Below are 18,637 nucleotides of genomic sequence, written 5' to 3'. Positions count from 1 at the left end.
TTTTGTGGTGGTGGACGAAGACGTCTGCATCGGCTGCCGCTACTGCCATATGGCCTGCCCGTACGGTGCGCCGCAGTATAACGAAGCCAAAGGCCACATGACCAAGTGCGACGGCTGCCACTCCCGCGTGGCCGACGGTAAAAAGCCGATCTGCGTGGAGTCCTGCCCGCTGCGCGCGCTGGACTTTGGCCCGATTGACGAGCTGCGTAAAAAGCACGGCCAGCTTGCGGCCGTTGCGCCGCTGCCGTCCGCGCACTTCACGAAGCCGAGCATTGTGATTAAACCTAACGCTAATAGCCGCCCGACAGGGGATACCACCGGCTATCTGGCAAACCCGAAGGAGGTGTGAGATGGGAAGTGGATGGCATGAATGGCCGCTGATGATCTTCACGGTCTTTGGGCAGTGCGTTGCGGGTGGTTTTATTGTGCTCGCCCTGGCGTTGCTAAAAGGCAATCTGAACGCCGAGCAGCAGCAGCGCGTCGTGTTGAGCATGTTTGGCCTGTGGGTGCTGATGGTCATTGGCTTTATTGCCTCTACGCTGCACCTGGGGTCGCCGATGCGCGCATTTAACTCTCTGAACCGCGTGGGCGCATCCTCACTCAGTAATGAGATTGCCAGCGGGGCAATCTTCTTTGCGATCGGTGGGCTGGGATGGCTGCTGGCGGCGCTGAAAAAATTGCCTGCGGGCGTGCGCAGCCTGTGGCTGATCGTGACCATGGTGCTGGGCGTGGTGTTCGTGTGGATGATGGTGCGCGTCTATAACACCATCGATACCGTTCCAACCTGGTACAGCGTCTGGACGCCGATGAGCTTCTTCCTGACGATGTTTATTGGCGGGCCGCTGCTGGGCTATCTGCTGTTGCGCGTGGCGGGTGTTGATGGCTGGGCAATGCGCTTGTTGCCTGTCGTTTCTCTGCTGGCGCTGGTGGTGAGTGCCATTGTCGCCTTGATGCAGGGGGCCGAGCTGGCAACGATCCACAGCTCAATCCAGCAGGCTTCTGCCCTGGTACCGGATTACGGTTCGCTGATGGCGTGGCGTATTGTGCTGCTGGCGGTCGCGCTGGCGTGCTGGATTGCTCCTCAGCTAAAAGGCTATCAGCCTGCGCTGCCGGTGCTTTCACTGGCCTTTGTGCTGATACTGGCAGGTGAGCTGATTGGCCGCGGCGTGTTTTACGGCCTGCATATGACGGTCGGTATGGCTATCGCCAGCTAATTTCTTTTTTTGTTATAAAAAGCCGGGACATAGCGCCCGGCTTTTCTTTTTTCATTCATGAAATTTTTCGACTGATGTTTCGCTTTTAAATTTCTCGGATATAAATAAAAACAAATAGATAATTAATATTGCTAGCAGGCTTTGCATTAGCAGGATGAGTTTTTTAAATCGACAAGCGGCATATCGTGCGAGCCGCCTGAAACGGTGGATTGACTTTGTTTTTGCCGGTGGCATGATGCGCACGAAATCTGAACTTCCTCACGGTTTTTAATCCATGACCACCTATACCCGGCCAGTGCTCCTGTTGCTCTGTGGCCTGCTTCTGTTGACCCTGGCGATCGCAGTGTTGAATACGCTCGTCCCGCTGTGGCTCGCCCATGAAAACTTACCGACCTGGCAGGTGGGTATGGTTAGCTCATCCTTTTTTACGGGCAATCTTCTGGGGACGTTATTAACGGGCAGCCTTATTAAACGCTTTGGCTTTAACCGCAGCTATTATCTGGCGTCGCTGATTTTTGCCGTTGGGTGTGCAGGGCTTGGCCTGATGGTCGGCTTCTGGAGCTGGATGGTCTGGCGCTTTATCGCTGGCGTAGGCTGCGCGATGATCTGGGTTGTCGTGGAAAGCGCGCTGATGTGCAGCGGCACCTCCCGCAATCGCGGACGCCTGCTGGCGGCGTATATGATGGTGTATTACGTGGGAACCGTGCTCGGCCAGCTGATGGTCAGTAAGTTGCCGACGGATCTGATGAGCGTGCTGCCGTGGGTGACGGGTATGGTGTTGGCCGCAATCCTGCCGCTGCTCTTTACGCGCATTGTGAATCAAAACAGCGAACATCAGGAAGCGACGCACGTCTGGCCGATGCTGCGACTGCGTCAGGCGCGCCTGGGCGTTAACGGCTGCATCATCTCCGGGATTGTTCTCGGCTCGCTGTATGGCCTGATGCCGCTCTACCTGAACCACCAGGGCGTGAGCGATTCCGGTATCGGGTTCTGGATGGCGGTGATGGTCAGCGCCGGGATCGTAGGGCAGTGGCCTATTGGTCGTCTGGCTGACCGCTTCGGTCGCCTGCTGGTGCTGCGCGTTCAGGTGTTCGTGGTGATCATGGGATGTCTTGCCATGCTCAGCAATGCCGCAATGGCACCCGCCCTGTTTATTCTGGGGGCTGCGGGCTTTACGCTCTATCCCGTCGCGATGGCCTGGGCCTGCGAGAAAGTTGAGCACCATCAGCTGGTGGCGATGAACCAGGCGCTGCTGTTGAGCTACACCATCGGCAGCTTGTTGGGGCCAACCTTCACCTCGGTGTTGATGCAAAACTATTCCGACAACCTGCTGTTTATCATGATCGCCAGCGTGTCGTTTATCTACCTGCTAATGCTGCTGCGAAAAGTGGGCGAGCATCCAACGCCAGTGGCTCACGCCTGATTAAATAAAAGCCTGTCGATGACAGGCTTTTTTGTCCCCATCACATCTCAGACTTTTACTCATTGTTTGTTTATCGCGGCAGACGATAATTCACATGAGTTCTACCACTAAAAGGCAGCAATCATGTCTACACGTCGTTTTTCCACTACCGCACTTGCCGTAGTGTTGTCTTTAACGTTTGCAACGGCTCCGGTCATGGCTAATCCTGGAAACGGGAATGGCGGTGGCCACGGAAACGGTGGCGGACAGGGTAATGGCGGCAGTCATGGTAACGGGAATTCTGGTAACCATGGCAATAAGCAAAATAACGGTCAGGATAACCCAGGAAAATCGGACAAGAGCTTTAAAAACAGTAAGGATGTCGGTAACGATGTCGACGCGCGCGTGAGCTTCGATCATGCCCGCCATCTGGCGCTGAATTATGGCTTAACGGGCTATGACTCTCTGCCTCCGGGTATCGCGAAAAACCTGGCGCGCGGCAAGCCGTTGCCTCCGGGCATTGCGAAGAAAACCGTACCGGCCTCAATGCTGGGTCAGCTTCCTTCCTATCCAGGTTATGAATGGCGCGTGGTCGGAGACGACCTGGTCTTAATTGCGCTGAGCACGGCGATTGTGACGTCCGTTATTAACGGCGTCTTTAAATAGAATATAAAAAGGCCCGGTTAAACCGGGCCTTTTTTAATACATCACCTTGTGGCCGTACTGTTCAAGAATACCTTTGACGCGTTCCATCGTCTCTTTTTTCGGCGGCTTCACGCCATCCAGTTTGTACTCTTCGCCCATTGCCACCCATTTGTGTTTACCCAGCTCGTGATAGGGCAGAAGCTCAATTTTCTCGACGTTGCCCATGTCGCGGGTAAATTCCCCGAGGCGGTGCGCGGAGTCGTCGTCGTCTGACCAGCCAGGGACCACCACGTAGCGGATCCAGGTTTTAATGCCTTTGTCGGCAATGTATTTGGCAAATTCCAGCGTGCGGTGGTTGGAGACGCCAACCAGGTTCTGGTGGATCTCGTCGTTCATCTGCTTGAGATCGAGCATGACCAGATCGGTTACGTCGAGCAGTTCGTCAATGACCGGATCGTAGCGGCGAACAAAGCCGTTGGTGTCCAGACAGGTATGGATCCCTTCTTTGCGGCAGGCGCGGAACCAGTCGCGGACAAACTCCGCCTGGAGGATGGCCTCGCCGCCGGACGCGGTGACGCCGCCGCCGGACGCGTTCATAAAGTGGCGGTAGGTCACCACTTCTTTCATCAATTCTTCAACGGTCACTTCTTTACCGCCGTGCGTATCCCAGGTGTCACGGTTGTGGCAGTACAGGCAGCGCATCAGGCAGCCCTGGAAGAAGGTGATAAAGCGGATACCCGGGCCATCGACGGTGCCACAGGATTCAAAGGAGTGAATGCGACCAATAGTTGACATTGCGGTGATATCTCCGAATTTGGCCCATCCAGGGGCCTATGTAGGTGCACAGCTCAAAGGCTATGTCGAGTCTGTTTTGGCTGTTATCCATTAAGTATAGATAGCGGACAAAAGAGACTGAGGCGAAGAGGGTGTTAAAAAGGCCCCACTTGCGTGGAGCCTTTATTGTACGCCTTTTAACGCGTGATTTCAGTCAATTCCACTTACATAGACTGAGTGAAGGTACGGGTGATAACGTCCTGCTGCTGTTCTTTAGTCAGGGAGTTAAAACGTACTGCGTAGCCAGATACGCGGATGGTCAGCTGAGGGTATTTCTCAGGGTGTTCCATCGCGTCGAGCAGCATTTCACGGTTCATGACGTTCACGTTCAGGTGCTGACCACCTTCGATGGACGCTTCGTGGTGGAAGTAACCATCCATCAGACCCGCGAGGTTAGTTTTACGCACTTCGTCGTCTTTACCCAGCGCGTTTGGCACGATAGAGAAGGTATAAGAGATACCATCTTTCGCGTAAGCAAACGGCAGTTTAGCAACAGAGGTCAGAGAGGCAACCGCACCTTTCTGGTCACGACCGTGCATTGGGTTAGCACCTGGGCCGAATGGCGCGCCAGCACGACGACCGTCTGGGGTGTTACCGGTTTTCTTACCATACACAACGTTAGAGGTGATGGTCAGAACAGACTGAGTCGGGATAGCGTTGCGGTAGGTAGTGAGTTTCTGAATTTTCTTCATGAAACGTTCTACCAGGTCAACCGCCATGTCATCAACGCGAGCGTCGTTGTTACCAAACTGCGGATATTCGCCTTCGATTTCGAAGTCTACGGCCAGGCCGTCTTCATCACGGATTGGTTTAACTTTCGCATATTTGATTGCAGACAGGGAGTCAGCAGCAACGGACAGACCTGCGATACCACATGCCATGGTGCGAACTACGTCACGGTCGTGCAGTGCCATCAGAGAAGCTTCGTAGCTGTACTTGTCGTGCATGTAGTGAATGACGTTCAGTGCAGTCACGTACTGTTTAGCCAGCCAGTCCATGAAGTGATCCATGCGGTCCATCACTTCGTCGAAGTTCAGAACGTCGCCTTTGATCGGCTCAGACTTAGGACCAACCTGCATTTTCAGTTTTTCATCAACGCCGCCGTTGATGGCGTACAGCATGGTTTTCGCCAGGTTTGCACGCGCACCGAAGAACTGCATTTGTTTACCAACAACCATTGGGCTTACGCAGCACGCGATAGCGTAATCGTCGTTGTTGAAGTCCGGACGCATCAGGTCATCGTTCTCGTACTGTAGAGAAGAGGTGTCGATGGACACTTTAGCGGCGAATTTCTTGAAGTTCAGAGGCAGTTTTTCAGACCACAGAACGGTGATGTTCGGCTCCGGAGAAGGACCCATGGTGTACAGGGTGTTCAGGAAGCGGAAGCTGTTTTTGGTTACCAGGGTACGGCCGTCAACGCCCATACCACCGATAGATTCGGTTGCCCAGATTGGGTCACCAGAGAACAGCTCATCGTATTCAGGGGTACGCAGGAAGCGAACCATACGCAGTTTCATGACCAGGTGGTCAATCATTTCCTGGGCGTCTTGCTCGGTGATTTTGCCTGCTTTGATATCACGTTCGATGTACGCATCCAGGAAGGTGGATACGCGACCGAAGGACATTGCTGCGCCGTTCTGAGACTTAACAGCGGCCAGGTAGCCGAAGTAGGTCCACTGGATAGCTTCCTGAGCATTGGTTGCAGGACCAGAGATATCGCAGCCGTATTTAGCCGCCATCTCTTTGATCTGACCCAGCGCACGGTGCTGTTCAGCAATTTCTTCACGCAGACGGATAGTCGCTTCCAGGTTTACGCCGTTTTCCAGGTCAGACTGCAGGGAAACGAACTGCGCGTATTTGTCTTTCAGCAGGAAGTCGATACCGTACAGTGCGACGCGACGGTAGTCACCGATAATACGGCCACGGCCATACGCATCCGGCAGACCCGTCAGAACGCCAGACTTACGGCAGTTCAGAATGTCTTTGGTGTAAACATCGAATACGCCCTGGTTGTGGGTTTTGCGGTATTCGGTGAAGATTTTTTTCAGCATTGGGTCCAGCTCGCGGTTATACGCTTTGCATGAACCTTCTACCATTTTGATGCCACCGAACGGGATGATTGCGCGTTTCAGTGGTGCTTCAGTCTGCAGACCAACGATTTTCTCAAGGGCTTTGTTGATGTAGCCAGCATCATGAGAAGTGATGGTGGAAGCAACGGAGGTGTCAAAATCAACTGGCGCGTGAGTGCGGTTTTCCAGTTTAACGCCTTCCATTACGCTGTCCCACAGCTTGGTGGTCGCGTCAGTTGCGCCAGCCAGGAAGGATTCGTCACCTTCATACGGGGTATAGTTTTTCTGAATGAAGTCACGGACGTTTACTTCATTCTGCCAGTCACCTTTCGCAAAACCTTCCCAGGCTGTGGCTAACTTTTCATTAAGCTCGGACATGTAACACCTACCTTCTTAAGTGGATTTTTTATTTACTGCCTGAGACGACCATTAATGATGGTTGTCGCCACGCAGGTAAATGACCCAGTATGTCAACCCAACTAACAGACCCCCACCGATAATGTTCCCGATAGTGACGGGGATCAGGTTATCAGTAATGAAATTCATGATAGTCAGGTGAGAGAAACTTTCCGGAGTTGAACCAACTGCGGTCCAGAACTTTGGGCTCGCAAAGTTGCGGATAACAATCCCCATTGGGATCATGAACATATTCGCAATACTGTGCTCGAAGCCGCTGGCAACAAACATCGCAACCGGCAGAACCATAATCATGGCTTTGTCCATCAGGCTGCGACCGGAGTAGCTCATCCAGACCGCCAGGCAGACCATCAGGTTTGCGAGGATGCCAAGCGCTACGGCTTCGATAAATGTATGGTGCATTTTGTGGTCAGCGGTTTGCAGGACGTTAAGTCCCCAGCCGCCGTTGGCGGTCATGTACTCGCCAGAGAGCCACATCAACAGAACAAAGAGCAGACAGCCAATCAGGTTACCAACGTAGACGTTAAGCCAGTTGCGTGCCAGTTGGCCCCAGGTAATTCTTCCGCTGGCTTTTGCCACAACAATCAACACCGTCGAGGTGAAGAGGTCGGCACCGCAGATGACGCAAAGAATCAGACCCAGTGAGAAGCAAATACCACCAATCAGTTTCGCTATGCCGAAAGGCATCGCGGCAGTGCCGGTGGTGGCAGTGATGTAGAAGACGAAAGCGATGGAGATGAACACCCCGGCCGTGATGGCCAGAAAGAACGTCGTCATCGGGTGTTTCGTTGCTTTATAGACACCTGCTTCTTCGGCCACTTTGGCCATCGCAGCTGGGAGTAAAAGATCAAAAGGGTTGTCAGCTTTCACACTAACTCTCTCTTTATTAAGTCGGCGACGAGATACTAACAAAGCATTATAGAAGAGAAATTGATATAGATCATATCTCGCCTGGCTTATAGGCCCGCAGTGTGTATGGTTTTACAGCAAATGCGGAGTAAGTATTTGATTATCCGTATAAAAATAAATTTTAAAAGTTATGAAAAGAGTTGAATTTTTTCGGGCGACCTCCCGTACAACAGTTAATTAAAATGGAGTATTTACCATAATAAGTAACAGTAAAGCTCAGGTAAGTATTATTATATTTACCCGTATTTAACTTAAATATTACAATCAACAATCATTGCCGAAAAAAATAAAAAAGGGGCAATGAAATTGCCCCGTAATATAGCTCAGGCGATTGAATACGCCTACAGCTGATAATGTTATATGCGGTTATTTTGACCAGTAAGCCGCTTTCGCTTTCTGAAGTTTTTCATACGCGTTCAGCAGCGACTGATGTGCCGGGAAGGCCTTCAGATCGCTATCAACAGCCTGCAGGCCATAGAACGGCTCTTCACCGCTCAGCGCCGCGCTGGCGGCTTCGACTGCGTCTGCGCCATACATACGAACAAACGCATTCAGATACTGCAGCGGCTCGCGGTCGTCTTCCTGTGCGAGCAGTAGCAGGGTTTGCAGACAGCGGTAGTAGTTGGTGCGCTCGGCGGAGAAGACGGACTGGTTGAATTCCATCGTCCACTCGGTCCAGGCCAGAGCCTGATCCAGATCGCCACCCGCAAGGGCCAGCATCGCTTTCAGCTCACCGATACGCAGCGTGTACCAGCCGTTGTCTTTACCGGTTGCCAGGCCCAGCAGCTCACGCACGCGGGTGAAGTCATCGTGGCCCTCTTCGTCCAGCTGGGCGATGAGGTTCAGGTAATCTTCTTTTTCCCACTCGCTGCCCGGTAAGGCCAGCAGGGTTTCACGCAGGTGTGCGCCCATGCTGTTGTTCGCCAGCCACAGATCTTCCGCCGGATAGATGTCGGACATGCCCGGCACAATAATACGGCACGCGTAGACGCCCAGGTGTTCGTAGTCAGCAATATAGACTTCCCGATCTTCCGCGTTGAAGATAGCCATCAGCGTGGCGAACTCTTCTTCGGTGGTGCCTGCAAAGCTCCAGTCAACGAACGGATAGTCCGCGTCCTGCTTGAACATATCCCAGGAGATCGAGCCGCTGGAGTCGATGAAGTGGGTTTCCAGGTTGGTGTGCTCGGCCACTTCTTCGTCGTCGAAGGTTGGCGGGGTGAACACGTCCAGATCCTTCAGGCTACGACCCTGCAGCAGTTCGGTCACGGTACGTTCCAGCGCCACGCCGAAGTCCGGGTGTGCGCCGAAGGAGGCGAAGCAGGTGCCGTTAGCCGGGTTGAACAGCACGACGCAGATAACCGGATATTTACCGCCCAGCGAGCCGTCGTAGGCAAAGATTGGAAAACCTTCCGCTTCCAGTTTGGCGATGGATTCTACCACGCCAGGGTAGCGCGCCAGCACGTCGGCCGGAATTTCAGGCAGGCTGATTGATTCGGCGATGATGCGGTTTTTGATGTGGCGTTCGAAGACTTCGGACAGACCCTGCACGCGCGCTTCGTTGCGGGTGTTACCGGCAGACATGCCGTTGGACACATACAGGTTGCCAACGATGTTCATCGGGATATACACGGTCTGCTCATCAGACTGACGGGTGAACGGCAGGGCGCAAATACCGCGGTCTTCGTTACCAGACTGCAGGTCAATCAGCATGCTGGCGGTCAGTTCGTTTTCCGGATCGTAGAACGCGCGCAGACGTCCATCGAGAATGCCTTCCGGCAGTTCATCGTCTTCGGTCAGCGGGAACCATTTTTCATTCGGGTAGTGAACGAAGGGGCCGTTGGCGATGGTTTCACCCAGCCAGAAGTCGGCGAAGAAATAGTTGGTCGACAGACGTTCAAAATACTCACCCAGCGCAGAGGCCAGCGCCGCTTTTTTCGTCGCGCCTTTACCGTTGGTGAAGCACAGCGCACAGTCTTTGTCGCGAATATGCACGGACCAGACGTGAGGCACCGGATTCAGCCAGGAGGCCTCTTCGATATTAAAGCCGAGGTCGGTCAGTTTCTGCTGGAAGCGAGCGATGGAATCTTCCAGAGCGGCGTCTTTGCCGGGGATAAACGTTTGGGTCATGGCGTTCACTTTTATCGTACGTAAAGCGCGCAATGATACGGGTTTTGCGTGACGGGTGCTATCTTCGGCGAAAATAAATGGCTGGGCTATGCTTAGTGACAGTAACCTACTGTTAAGGCATAGAAAAATGAAAGCTTTCGATCTCCAGCGGATGGCGTTTGACAAAGTTCCCCCCGAGTTTCTGTGGGAAGTGGCGCTGCGCAGCCTGTATACCTTTGTTCTCGTCTTCCTGTTTCTCAAAATCACCGGGCGGCGCGGCGTTCGGCAGATGTCACTGTTTGAAGTGCTCATCATCCTGACGCTGGGCTCGGCGGCGGGGGACGTGGCGTTTTATGACGATGTGCCGATGGTGCCGGTGTTTATCGTCTTCGTCTCGCTGGCATTGCTGTACCGGCTGGTGATGTGGCTAATGTCGAAAAGCGAAAAACTGGAAGATCTTCTCGAAGGCAAACCGGTGGTGATTGTAGAAGACGGGCAGCTGGCCTGGCAGAATGTTAAAAGTGCCAACATGACCGAGTTTGAGTTCTTTATGGAGCTGCGCCTGAGCAGCGTGGAACAGCTGGGACAGGTGCGGCTGGCGATAATGGAAACCAATGGGCAAATCAGCGTCTATTACTATGCTGACGACGACGTTAAGCCCGGCCTGTGTATCCTGCCGGATATGCTGATTGAGCGGTTCAGGGTCGTACCTGAAACCGGGGAGTATGCCTGTATAAAATGCAGCCATGTCGTGGGGATGCATGCGGGCGATCATCAATTATGCCCTCGCTGTGCAAATCCCGAATGGACGAAGGTTAGCCGGGCTAAACGTCTTACCTGACAGCCAATTTGTCGGTTTTGTGACACCGAGATGGCAGATTGTTTTGTGTGACGTGCGCCACATTTTACGGGTCATAAGTTTTAGACATTGCGGCGCGTGTCACTGAATGATAAAACCGATATCCACAGTTATAACTTATGGCTTTTAGCGTGGTGAGGGGAAATGGCTCAAGTCTTTAATTTCAGTTCAGGTCCGGCAATGTTACCGGCGGATGTACTTAAACAGGCTCAGCAGGAGCTGTGTGACTGGAACGGTCTGGGTACGTCGGTGATGGAAATCAGCCACCGTGGTAAAGAGTTTATTAAGGTGGCGGAAGAGGCAGAAAAGGATTTTCGCGATCTGCTGAACATTCCCTCGAACTACAAAGTATTGTTCTGCCACGGCGGCGGGCGCGGTCAGTTTGCCGGGATCCCGCTGAACATTCTGGGCGATAAAACGACGGCTGACTACGTTGACGCGGGCTACTGGGCGGCCAGTGCGATTAAAGAAGCGCACAAGTACTGCACACCGAACGTTATCGATGCCAAAGTGACCGTTGACGGCCTGCGTGGCGTTAAGCCGATGAGCGAGTGGCAGCTTTCCGGTGACGCGGCATATCTGCATTACTGCCCGAACGAAACCATCGACGGTATCGCTATTCATGAAGAGCCAAACTTTGGCGAGAATGTGGTGGTAACGGCAGATCTCTCATCGACCATTCTGTCCACGCCGCTGGACGTCAGCCGTTACGGCGTAATCTACGCCGGTGCACAGAAAAACATCGGCCCGGCGGGCCTGACCATCGTTATCGTACGTGAAGATCTGCTGGGCAAAGCGCATAAGTCTTGTCCGTCGATTCTCGATTATACCGTGCTGAACGACAATGATTCGATGTTCAACACCCCACCAACCTTTGCCTGGTATCTCTCTGGCCTGGTCTTCAAATGGCTGAAGCAAAAGGGCGGCGTTGCGCAGATGGACAAGATTAACCAGCAGAAGGCTGAACTGCTGTATGGCGTGATTGATAAAAGCGATTTCTACCGCAACGACGTGGCGAAAGCCAACCGTTCCCGCATGAACGTGCCGTTCCAGCTGGCAGACAGCAGCCTGGATAGCGTATTCCTGGAAGAGTCGTTCGCTGCGGGCCTGCACGCGCTGAAAGGCCACCGCGTGGTGGGGGGCATGCGTGCTTCAATCTACAACGCGATGCCGCTGGAAGGCGTTAAGGCCCTGACCGATTTCATGATCGACTTTGAACGTCGCCACGGTTAATCGCGCTGTTTTCACCCCCGCAGCCGCTGCTGCGGGGTTTTTATTATGTTGAGTTGAGAGTTTAGTTTTCATGGAATCCCTGACGTTACAACCTATCGCGCGGGTAGATGGCACCATCAATCTGCCTGGTTCAAAAAGTGTCTCGAACCGCGCTCTGCTGCTGGCAGCTCTGGCACACGGCACCACCGTCCTGACAAACCTGCTGGACAGCGATGACGTTCGCCATATGCTCAATGCGCTGAAAGCGTTGGGAGTTCACTACACGCTGTCTGCTGACCGTACCCGTTGTGAAGTGATCGGCAACGGTGGTGCATTGCAGTGTACGGAAGCGCTTGAGCTGTTCCTGGGCAACGCGGGGACCGCGATGCGTCCGCTGGCGGCGGCCCTGTGTCTGGGAAGCAATAACATCGTGCTGACCGGCGAACCGCGTATGAAAGAGCGCCCGATTGGCCATCTGGTTGACGCCCTGCGTCAGGGCGGCGCGCAGATTGAGTACCTGGAGCAGGAAAACTATCCGCCACTTCGCCTGCGCGGCGGTTTCACCGGCGGCAGCGTTGAGGTTGACGGCAGCGTCTCCAGCCAGTTCCTGACCGCGCTGCTGATGACCGCACCGCTGGCCCCGCAGGATACGGTTATCAGCATCAAGGGCGATCTGGTTTCTAAACCGTATATCGATATCACGCTGCACCTGATGAAAACTTTCGGCGTTGAGGTTGAAAACCAGTCTTACCAACGCTTCGTGGTTCGCGGCGCGCAGCGGTACCAGTCTCCGGGCAACTACCTGGTTGAGGGCGATGCCTCCTCGGCATCCTACTTCCTCGCCGCGGGCGCCATTAAAGGCGGCACGGTAAAAGTGACCGGTATCGGTCGTAACAGCGTGCAGGGTGATATCCGCTTTGCTGACGTGCTGGAAAAAATGGGCGCGGTTGTCACCTGGGGCGATGACTTCATCTCCTGCACCCACGGCGAGCTGAACGCCATCGATATGGACATGAACCATATCCCTGATGCGGCGATGACCATTGCCACGGCGGCGCTGTTTGCCAAAGGCACGACGACGCTGCGTAACATCTACAACTGGCGCGTGAAGGAAACTGACCGTCTGTTCGCAATGGCGACCGAGCTGCGTAAGGTCGGGGCAGAGGTAGAAGAGGGTGAAGATTATATTCGCGTGACCCCGCCGGCAAAACTGCAGTTTGCCGAAATCGGCACTTATAACGATCACCGTATGGCAATGTGCTTCTCGCTGGTGGCGCTGTCCGATACGCCTGTCACTATCCTCGATCCAAAGTGTACCGCCAAGACTTTCCCGGACTACTTCGAGCAGCTGGCGCGCATCAGTACGCTGGCCTGATAACATCATGCCGCATCATCGGGTGCGGCATTTCCTTACGCTTCCTGACGTTCATTCCTGCCCATTTCTTCTACACTCAGCTTCAATCATTCCGTAATTTGCACGCAAAGGTAACAGTTGCGCACGTTGGCGCGTATAATGCGCGGCGTTCATGTTAACGGTATGCCTTAATTAAGGAGAAAACGATGACGGCAGTTGCCCCGGTAATCACCATTGATGGGCCTAGTGGCGCAGGGAAAGGTACTCTGTGTAAAGCGATGGCGGAAGCATTGCAATGGCATCTTTTAGATTCGGGAGCAATCTATCGCGTGCTGGCTCTGGCTGCGCTGCACCACCACGTGGATGTTGCGTCAGAAGAGGCGCTGGTACCGCTGGCTGCGCATCTTGATGTGCGTTTTGTCTCCACCGACGGCAACCTCGAAGTGATCCTTGAAGGGGAAGACGTTAGCGGTGAAATCCGTACTCAGGACGTCGCTAACGCGGCCTCCCAGGTTGCCGCATTCCCACGCGTTCGCGAAGCGCTGCTGCGTCGCCAGCGTGGCTTCCGTGAGGCCCCGGGTCTGATTGCCGATGGGCGCGATATGGGAACCGTCGTTTTCCCTGATGCGCCAGTAAAAATTTTCCTTGACGCTTCCTCGGAAGAACGTGCTCAACGCCGCATGCTTCAGTTGCAGGAGAAAGGGTTTAGTGTTAACTTTGATCGCCTTTTATCCGAGATAAAAGAGCGCGATGACCGCGATCGTAACCGCGCCGTCGCCCCACTTGTTCCTGCAGAAGATGCATTAGTTCTGGATTCAACCAGTTTAACTATTGAGCAAGTGATTGAAAAAGCGCTACAATATGCGCGCCAAAAACTGGCACTCGCGTAATCGCGACCGATTTAGCAGTACCCCCGCTGCAATGGATTGACGGCGGGTATGTGAAACAACCCCATCCGGCACGGAGCCAGGTGGACGTTAATATTAACCTGAAGATTAAACATGACTGAATCTTTTGCTCAACTATTTGAAGAATCCTTAAAAACAATCGAAACCCGTCCGGGTTCCATCGTTCGTGGTGTTGTTGTTGCTATCGACAAAGACGTAGTACTGGTTGACGCCGGTCTGAAATCTGAGTCCGCCATTCCGGCAGAGCAGTTCAAAAACGCCCAGGGCGAGCTGGAAATCCAGGTTGGTGACGAAGTTGACGTTGCTCTGGATGCAGTAGAAGACGGCTTCGGTGAAACCCTGCTGTCCCGTGAGAAAGCTAAACGTCACGAAGCTTGGATCACGCTGGAAAAAGCTTACGAAGAAGCTGAAACTGTGGTCGGTGTTATCAACGGCAAAGTTAAAGGCGGCTTCACTGTTGAGCTGAATGGTATTCGTGCGTTCCTGCCAGGTTCACTGGTAGACGTTCGTCCAGTCCGTGACACCCTGCACCTCGAAGGCAAAGAGCTTGAGTTCAAAGTAATCAAGCTGGACCAGAAGCGTAACAACGTTGTTGTATCCCGTCGTGCCGTTATCGAATCCGAAAACAGCGCAGAACGCGATCAGCTGCTGGAAAACCTGCAGGAAGGCATGGAAGTCAAAGGTATCGTTAAGAACCTCACTGACTACGGCGCATTCGTTGACCTGGGCGGCGTTGATGGCCTGCTGCACATCACCGACATGGCGTGGAAACGCGTTAAGCACCCAAGCGAAATCGTGAACGTTGGCGACGAAATCACTGTTAAAGTGCTGAAGTTCGACCGCGAACGTACTCGTGTATCCCTCGGCCTGAAACAGCTGGGCGAAGATCCATGGGTAGCTATCGCTAAGCGTTACCCAGAAGGTACTAAACTGACTGGTCGCGTTACCAACCTGACCGACTACGGCTGCTTCGTTGAAATCGAAGAAGGCGTTGAAGGCCTGGTGCACGTTTCCGAAATGGACTGGACCAACAAAAACATCCACCCATCCAAAGTTGTTAACGTTGGTGATGTAGTGGAAGTGATGGTTCTGGATATCGACGAAGAACGTCGTCGTATCTCCCTGGGCCTGAAACAGTGCAAAAACAACCCATGGCAGCAGTTCGCGGAAACCCACAACAAGGGCGACCGTGTTGAAGGTAAAATCAAGTCTATCACTGACTTCGGTATCTTCATCGGCCTGGACGGCGGCATCGATGGCCTGGTTCACCTGTCTGACATCTCCTGGAACGTTGCAGGCGAAGAAGCAGTACGTGAATACAAAAAAGGCGACGAAATCGCTGCAGTTGTTCTGCAGGTTGACGCAGAGCGTGAGCGTATCTCCCTGGGCGTTAAGCAGCTTGCAGAAGATCCGTTCAACAACTGGGTTGCACTGAACAAGAAAGGCGCAATCGTAAACGGTAAAGTGACTGCAGTTGACGCTAAAGGCGCAACCGTAGAACTGGCTGACGGCGTTGAAGGTTACCTGCGCGCTTCCGAAGCTTCACGTGACCGCGTTGAAGATGCAACTCTGGTTCTGAGCGTTGGCGACGACGTTGAAGCTAAGTTCACCGGTGTTGACCGTAAGAACCGTGCAATCAGCCTGTCTGTTCGTGCTAAAGACGAAGCTGATGAGAAAGATGCAATCGCAACTGTTAACAAACAGGAAGATGCAAACTTCTCTAACAACGCAATGGCTGAAGCTTTCAAAGCAGCTAAAGGCGAGTAAGATCAAGTTCTCAGCATCATTTGAGCTGTAACGCATTTACAGCGATAAGGATGAGGAGCAGACTTGACAGATTACAGGATTCGTCCTGTAATCAATAACAAAGGGCGGCTACGGCCGCCCTTGTTTAATGAGCTGTTCAGCTAATTGGTTTGAAAGGAACCGGAGGAATCATGACCAAGTCAGAATTGATTGAAAGACTTGCCAGTCAGCAGCCGCATGTCCCAGCGAAGGCTGTGGAAGATGCTGTTAAAGAGATGCTGGAGCATATGGCCACCACTCTTGCCCAGGGCGAGCGCATTGAAATCCGCGGTTTCGGAAGTTTTTCTCTGCACTATCGTGCTCCACGTACCGGGCGTAACCCGAAAACTGGCGATAAAGTCGAGCTGGAAGGCAAGTACGTTCCACACTTTAAGCCGGGTAAAGAACTGCGCGATCGCGCCAACATTTACGGCAACTGAGTTTAGCCATTAGGTTAAACTGGGTTTAAAAGAAAGCACCTGCGGGTGCTTTTTTTGTTTTTCTCCCGGCGCTTTCTGAATCCGTGCCGCACTTCTTGTGTTGTTTTTCTGCAAGCGGTGAAATAGCGCTCAGCCTTTATCGTAACCTTTCGTTTTTCCGTCTGACGACCCGCTTTGCTATCCGCATACTTCCCAAAAATGGGAGGAAAACATGGGGATACCCGTCATTAGCGCTTGTGCCATTCTGGCAATTATTCCGTTGTATTGGTTACCCGTTTTGCCGGGTCTGCAGACTGTGTGGACGATGATGGCTGCTGGGGTAGTCTTTGCCATTCACAAAAAAAGAGCGCTGCGTTGTGCAGGCGTTGGAATACTCTTTTTTTGCTGGGGTATGCTGGCTGCACATGAAGGCGTCTGGCCGATGCAACACCTAACGGCCGGGCCGCAGAAAGCCGAGGTGATAATTACCGCCACCGATGGCGCAACGACGCATCAGGCAAAAATTGTTGCACTCAATGGCAAGCGCTGGTGGGCGTCTACGGGGGTGACGCTCTACGGCAATTATCTGCCGCAAAAAGTGTGCGCCGGGCAGCGCTGGGCCATGACGCTTCGGCTCAGGGCTGCGCATGGCGAACTGAATGACGGTGGTTACGATCCCCAGCAAAGCGCTTTTGCACGCCATCAAACGCTGAGCGGGCGGTTTACCCAGGCGGAGGTGATTGACGGTCGCTGTAGCATGCGCGCCCAATATCTGCTGTCGCTGCAGAATACGCTCTCTGCATACCCGTGGGGAGGCGTGATCCTGGGGCTTGGAATGGGGGAGCGTCTGGATGTACCGCGGGAAATAAAAAACCTGATGCGTGAAACCGGTACGCTGCACCTGATGGCGATTTCGGGTTTGCATATCGCGCTCGCGGCATCCCTGGTCTGGCTAATTGCCCGCGGGGTCCAGTTTTTAATGCCATGCCGCTGGATCGGCTGGCAGATGCCGGTCCTCGCCGGGCTACTCTTTGCCGTTTTCTACGCGTGGCTAACCGGACTACAGCCTCCCGCCTTGCGCACGGTAATCTCCCTTGCCGCGCTGGCTGCGCTGCGAATGAGTGCTCGACAGTGGTCTCCATGGCAGGTCTGGCTATGCTGTGTTGCGGCGATCCTGATATGCGATCCTCTCTCTGTGCTTTCTCAGAGCCTGGCTTTGTCGGCGTTTGCCGTGGCCGCGTTGATTTTCTGGTTTCAGTGGCTGCCTTTCCCAAACAGGCAATGGGCTCGTCGACTGCGGCCGCTGGTGAACCTTGTCTATCTGCAGATCGGAATGTTGCTGCTGCTGATGCCCCTTCAGGTGCTGATTTTCCATGGATTTAGCCTCTCTTCACTGGTAGCGAATCTCTTTGCCGTTCCCCTTGTCACGTTCATCTCCGTACCGCTGATATTGTCCGGCATGCTGTTACATTTGTTCCCGCTGGTATCTCTGGAAACGTCCATCTGGTTTATGGCAGAAAGATCCCTTGCCGCACTGTTCTGGCTGCTGATGCGTTTGCCGGATGGCTGGCAGAGCGTTGATCAACGCTGGCAATATCTGACGCTGCTGCCCTGGTTTGCAATTATCGGTTGGCGCTTTCGCGCATGGAAAATGCTACCGGCAGCGTGCATTGCCGGTAGCGTTGTTCTGGCATTCCCTGTCTGGAATACGGCAAAAAACGATAGCTGGACGTTGCACATGCTGGATGTGGGGCAGGGGCTGGCGATGGTTATTGAACGCCACGGCAAGGCAATTTTATATGACACCGGCCTGGCGTGGCCTGGGGGAGACAGTGCACAGCAACTCATTATCCCCTGGCTTCGCTGGCATCATCTCCAGCCAGAGGGCGTCATTCTGAGTCACGAGCACCTCGATCACGCGGGGGGATTGACGTCACTTCAGAGGGCCTGGCCAGAAATGTGGATAAGAAGCCCGCTGCGCTGGGCGGGCCATCTTCCCTGCTTTCGAGGGCAGACGTGGCAATGGCAAGGATTAACTTTTACCGCCCACTGGCCACCGGAAGCCTATGCTGCAAAGGGCAATAATCGTTCCTGCGTGGTGAAAATTGATGATGGTGAGCAGAGTGTTTTACTCACAGGGGACATTGAAGCCCAGGCCGAACACGCTATGCTTAGCCATTACTGGCGATTTCTGGCCTCCACGCTTATTCAGGTTCCCCATCATGGGAGCAATACGTCATCGTCAACGCCGCTGGTGCAGCGCGTGGAAGGAAAAATTGCGTTAGCTTCAGCTGCGCGTTACAACGCGTGGCGATTCCCGTCAGTTAAAGTGGTCAGACGTTACAGAAAAGAGGGCTATATCTGGCATGATACCCCCCGCTCTGGACAAATATCGGTGACGTTTTCACGCCATAACTGGCAAATCCGACGTCTGCGAGATCAATATTTACCTCGTTGGTATCATCAGTGGTTTGGCGCGCCAGTAGATAACGGGTAGAATATGC

General features: G+C 53.6%; 15 protein-coding genes. 11 read left to right on the top strand and 4 right to left on the bottom strand.

All coding sequences use genetic code 11. The annotated features are described in order from the left end of the window. The 4 genes from E0L20_RS20555 to E0L20_RS20535 form a co-directional block, all read left to right on the top strand. The coding region (locus E0L20_RS20555) for a 4Fe-4S dicluster domain-containing protein (RefSeq protein WP_131635568.1) at positions 1–349 on the top strand (349 nt) is incomplete at its 5' end. 1 nt (position 350) lies between these two features. Then, positions 351–1,214 (top strand): dimethyl sulfoxide reductase anchor subunit family protein, encoded by an 864-nt coding sequence (locus tag E0L20_RS20550; protein WP_131635567.1) that lies wholly within the window; start codon positions 351–353, stop codon positions 1,212–1,214. A gap of 274 nt (positions 1,215–1,488) precedes the next feature. Beyond that, a complete protein-coding gene (locus E0L20_RS20540) occupies positions 1,489–2,637 on the top strand; it encodes an MFS transporter (protein ID WP_131635566.1) in 1,149 nt (382 codons plus the stop codon). Positions 2,638–2,760: 123 nt separating this feature from the next. Then, positions 2,761–3,282 (top strand): anti-virulence regulator CigR family protein, encoded by a 522-nt coding sequence (locus E0L20_RS20535; RefSeq protein ID WP_131635565.1) that lies wholly within the window; start codon positions 2,761–2,763, stop codon positions 3,280–3,282. 33 nt (positions 3,283–3,315) lie between these two features. Here the strand turns inward: E0L20_RS20535 and pflA are convergent, their stop codons facing one another. The 4 genes from pflA to ycaO all read right to left on the bottom strand — a co-directional run bounded on the left by pflA (position 3,316) and on the right by ycaO (position 9,617). Beyond that, positions 3,316–4,056: a pyruvate formate lyase 1-activating protein gene (pflA, locus tag E0L20_RS20530; protein WP_131635564.1), complete on the bottom strand. Its 741-nt coding sequence runs from the start codon at positions 4,054–4,056 to the stop codon at positions 3,316–3,318. A 203-nt stretch (positions 4,057–4,259) separates the two neighbouring features. Beyond that, positions 4,260–6,542: a formate C-acetyltransferase gene (pflB, locus tag E0L20_RS20525; protein ID WP_131635563.1), complete on the bottom strand. Its 2,283-nt coding sequence runs from the start codon at positions 6,540–6,542 to the stop codon at positions 4,260–4,262. A 51-nt stretch (positions 6,543–6,593) separates the two neighbouring features. Then, a complete protein-coding gene (gene focA / locus E0L20_RS20520; protein WP_131635562.1) occupies positions 6,594–7,451 on the bottom strand; it encodes a formate transporter FocA in 858 nt (285 codons plus the stop codon). Between the two features lie 405 nt (positions 7,452–7,856). Then, positions 7,857–9,617, bottom strand: coding sequence for a 30S ribosomal protein S12 methylthiotransferase accessory factor YcaO (ycaO, locus tag E0L20_RS20515; protein ID WP_207389461.1), 1,761 nt, complete (start codon positions 9,615–9,617; stop codon positions 7,857–7,859). A 127-nt stretch (positions 9,618–9,744) separates the two neighbouring features. On the opposite strand from ycaO, the gene E0L20_RS20510 reads away from it, so the two are divergent. The 7 genes from E0L20_RS20510 (at position 9,745) to E0L20_RS20480 (ending at position 18,630) form a co-directional block, all read left to right on the top strand. Beyond that, entirely contained in the window at positions 9,745–10,437 is a 693-nt protein-coding gene (locus E0L20_RS20510; protein WP_131635560.1) for a DUF421 domain-containing protein, read from the top strand. 162 nt (positions 10,438–10,599) lie between these two features. After that, entirely contained in the window at positions 10,600–11,688 is a 1,089-nt protein-coding gene (gene serC, locus E0L20_RS20505) for a 3-phosphoserine/phosphohydroxythreonine transaminase (RefSeq protein WP_131635559.1), read from the top strand. 70 nt (positions 11,689–11,758) lie between these two features. Next, entirely contained in the window at positions 11,759–13,042 is a 1,284-nt protein-coding gene (gene aroA / locus E0L20_RS20500) for a 3-phosphoshikimate 1-carboxyvinyltransferase (protein WP_131635558.1), read from the top strand. A gap of 185 nt (positions 13,043–13,227) precedes the next feature. Continuing rightward, complete coding sequence (gene cmk / locus E0L20_RS20495; protein WP_119934853.1) at positions 13,228–13,911, top strand: (d)CMP kinase; 684 nt, start codon at positions 13,228–13,230, stop codon at positions 13,909–13,911. Between the two features lie 111 nt (positions 13,912–14,022). Beyond that, complete coding sequence (rpsA, locus tag E0L20_RS20490) at positions 14,023–15,696, top strand: 30S ribosomal protein S1 (protein ID WP_010429251.1); 1,674 nt, start codon at positions 14,023–14,025, stop codon at positions 15,694–15,696. Between the two features lie 170 nt (positions 15,697–15,866). Continuing rightward, positions 15,867–16,154, top strand: coding sequence for an integration host factor subunit beta (gene ihfB / locus E0L20_RS20485; RefSeq protein ID WP_014069584.1), 288 nt, complete (start codon positions 15,867–15,869; stop codon positions 16,152–16,154). 211 nt (positions 16,155–16,365) lie between these two features. After that, on the top strand, positions 16,366–18,630 hold the full coding sequence (locus E0L20_RS20480) for a ComEC family protein (protein WP_131635557.1): 2,265 nt from the start codon (positions 16,366–16,368) through the stop codon (positions 18,628–18,630). Positions 18,631–18,637: the final 7 nt, after the last annotated feature.

The sequence above is a fragment of the Enterobacter wuhouensis genome, from assembly GCF_004331265.1.
Taxonomy (GTDB): domain Bacteria; phylum Pseudomonadota; class Gammaproteobacteria; order Enterobacterales; family Enterobacteriaceae; genus Enterobacter; species Enterobacter wuhouensis.
Note: the sequence above shows the minus strand (reverse complement) of the source record. Positions and strands in the feature narration are given on the sequence as shown.

Coding starts and splice junctions, on each gene's coding strand:
- pflA (WP_131635564.1), bottom strand. CDS start 4,056: ATGTCAACTATTGGTCGCATTCACTCCTTTGAATCCTGTGGCACCGTC.
- ycaO (WP_207389461.1), bottom strand. CDS start 9,617: ATGACCCAAACGTTTATCCCCGGCAAAGACGCCGCTCTGGAAGATTCC.
- serC (WP_131635559.1), top strand. CDS start 10,600: ATGGCTCAAGTCTTTAATTTCAGTTCAGGTCCGGCAATGTTACCGGCG.
- cmk (WP_119934853.1), top strand. CDS start 13,228: ATGACGGCAGTTGCCCCGGTAATCACCATTGATGGGCCTAGTGGCGCA.
- E0L20_RS20535 (WP_131635565.1), top strand. CDS start 2,761: ATGTCTACACGTCGTTTTTCCACTACCGCACTTGCCGTAGTGTTGTCT.
- E0L20_RS20540 (WP_131635566.1), top strand. CDS start 1,489: ATGACCACCTATACCCGGCCAGTGCTCCTGTTGCTCTGTGGCCTGCTT.
- rpsA (WP_010429251.1), top strand. CDS start 14,023: ATGACTGAATCTTTTGCTCAACTATTTGAAGAATCCTTAAAAACAATC.
- E0L20_RS20550 (WP_131635567.1), top strand. CDS start 351: ATGGGAAGTGGATGGCATGAATGGCCGCTGATGATCTTCACGGTCTTT.
- E0L20_RS20510 (WP_131635560.1), top strand. CDS start 9,745: ATGAAAGCTTTCGATCTCCAGCGGATGGCGTTTGACAAAGTTCCCCCC.
- ihfB (WP_014069584.1), top strand. CDS start 15,867: ATGACCAAGTCAGAATTGATTGAAAGACTTGCCAGTCAGCAGCCGCAT.
- aroA (WP_131635558.1), top strand. CDS start 11,759: ATGGAATCCCTGACGTTACAACCTATCGCGCGGGTAGATGGCACCATC.
- E0L20_RS20480 (WP_131635557.1), top strand. CDS start 16,366: ATGGGGATACCCGTCATTAGCGCTTGTGCCATTCTGGCAATTATTCCG.
- pflB (WP_131635563.1), bottom strand. CDS start 6,542: ATGTCCGAGCTTAATGAAAAGTTAGCCACAGCCTGGGAAGGTTTTGCG.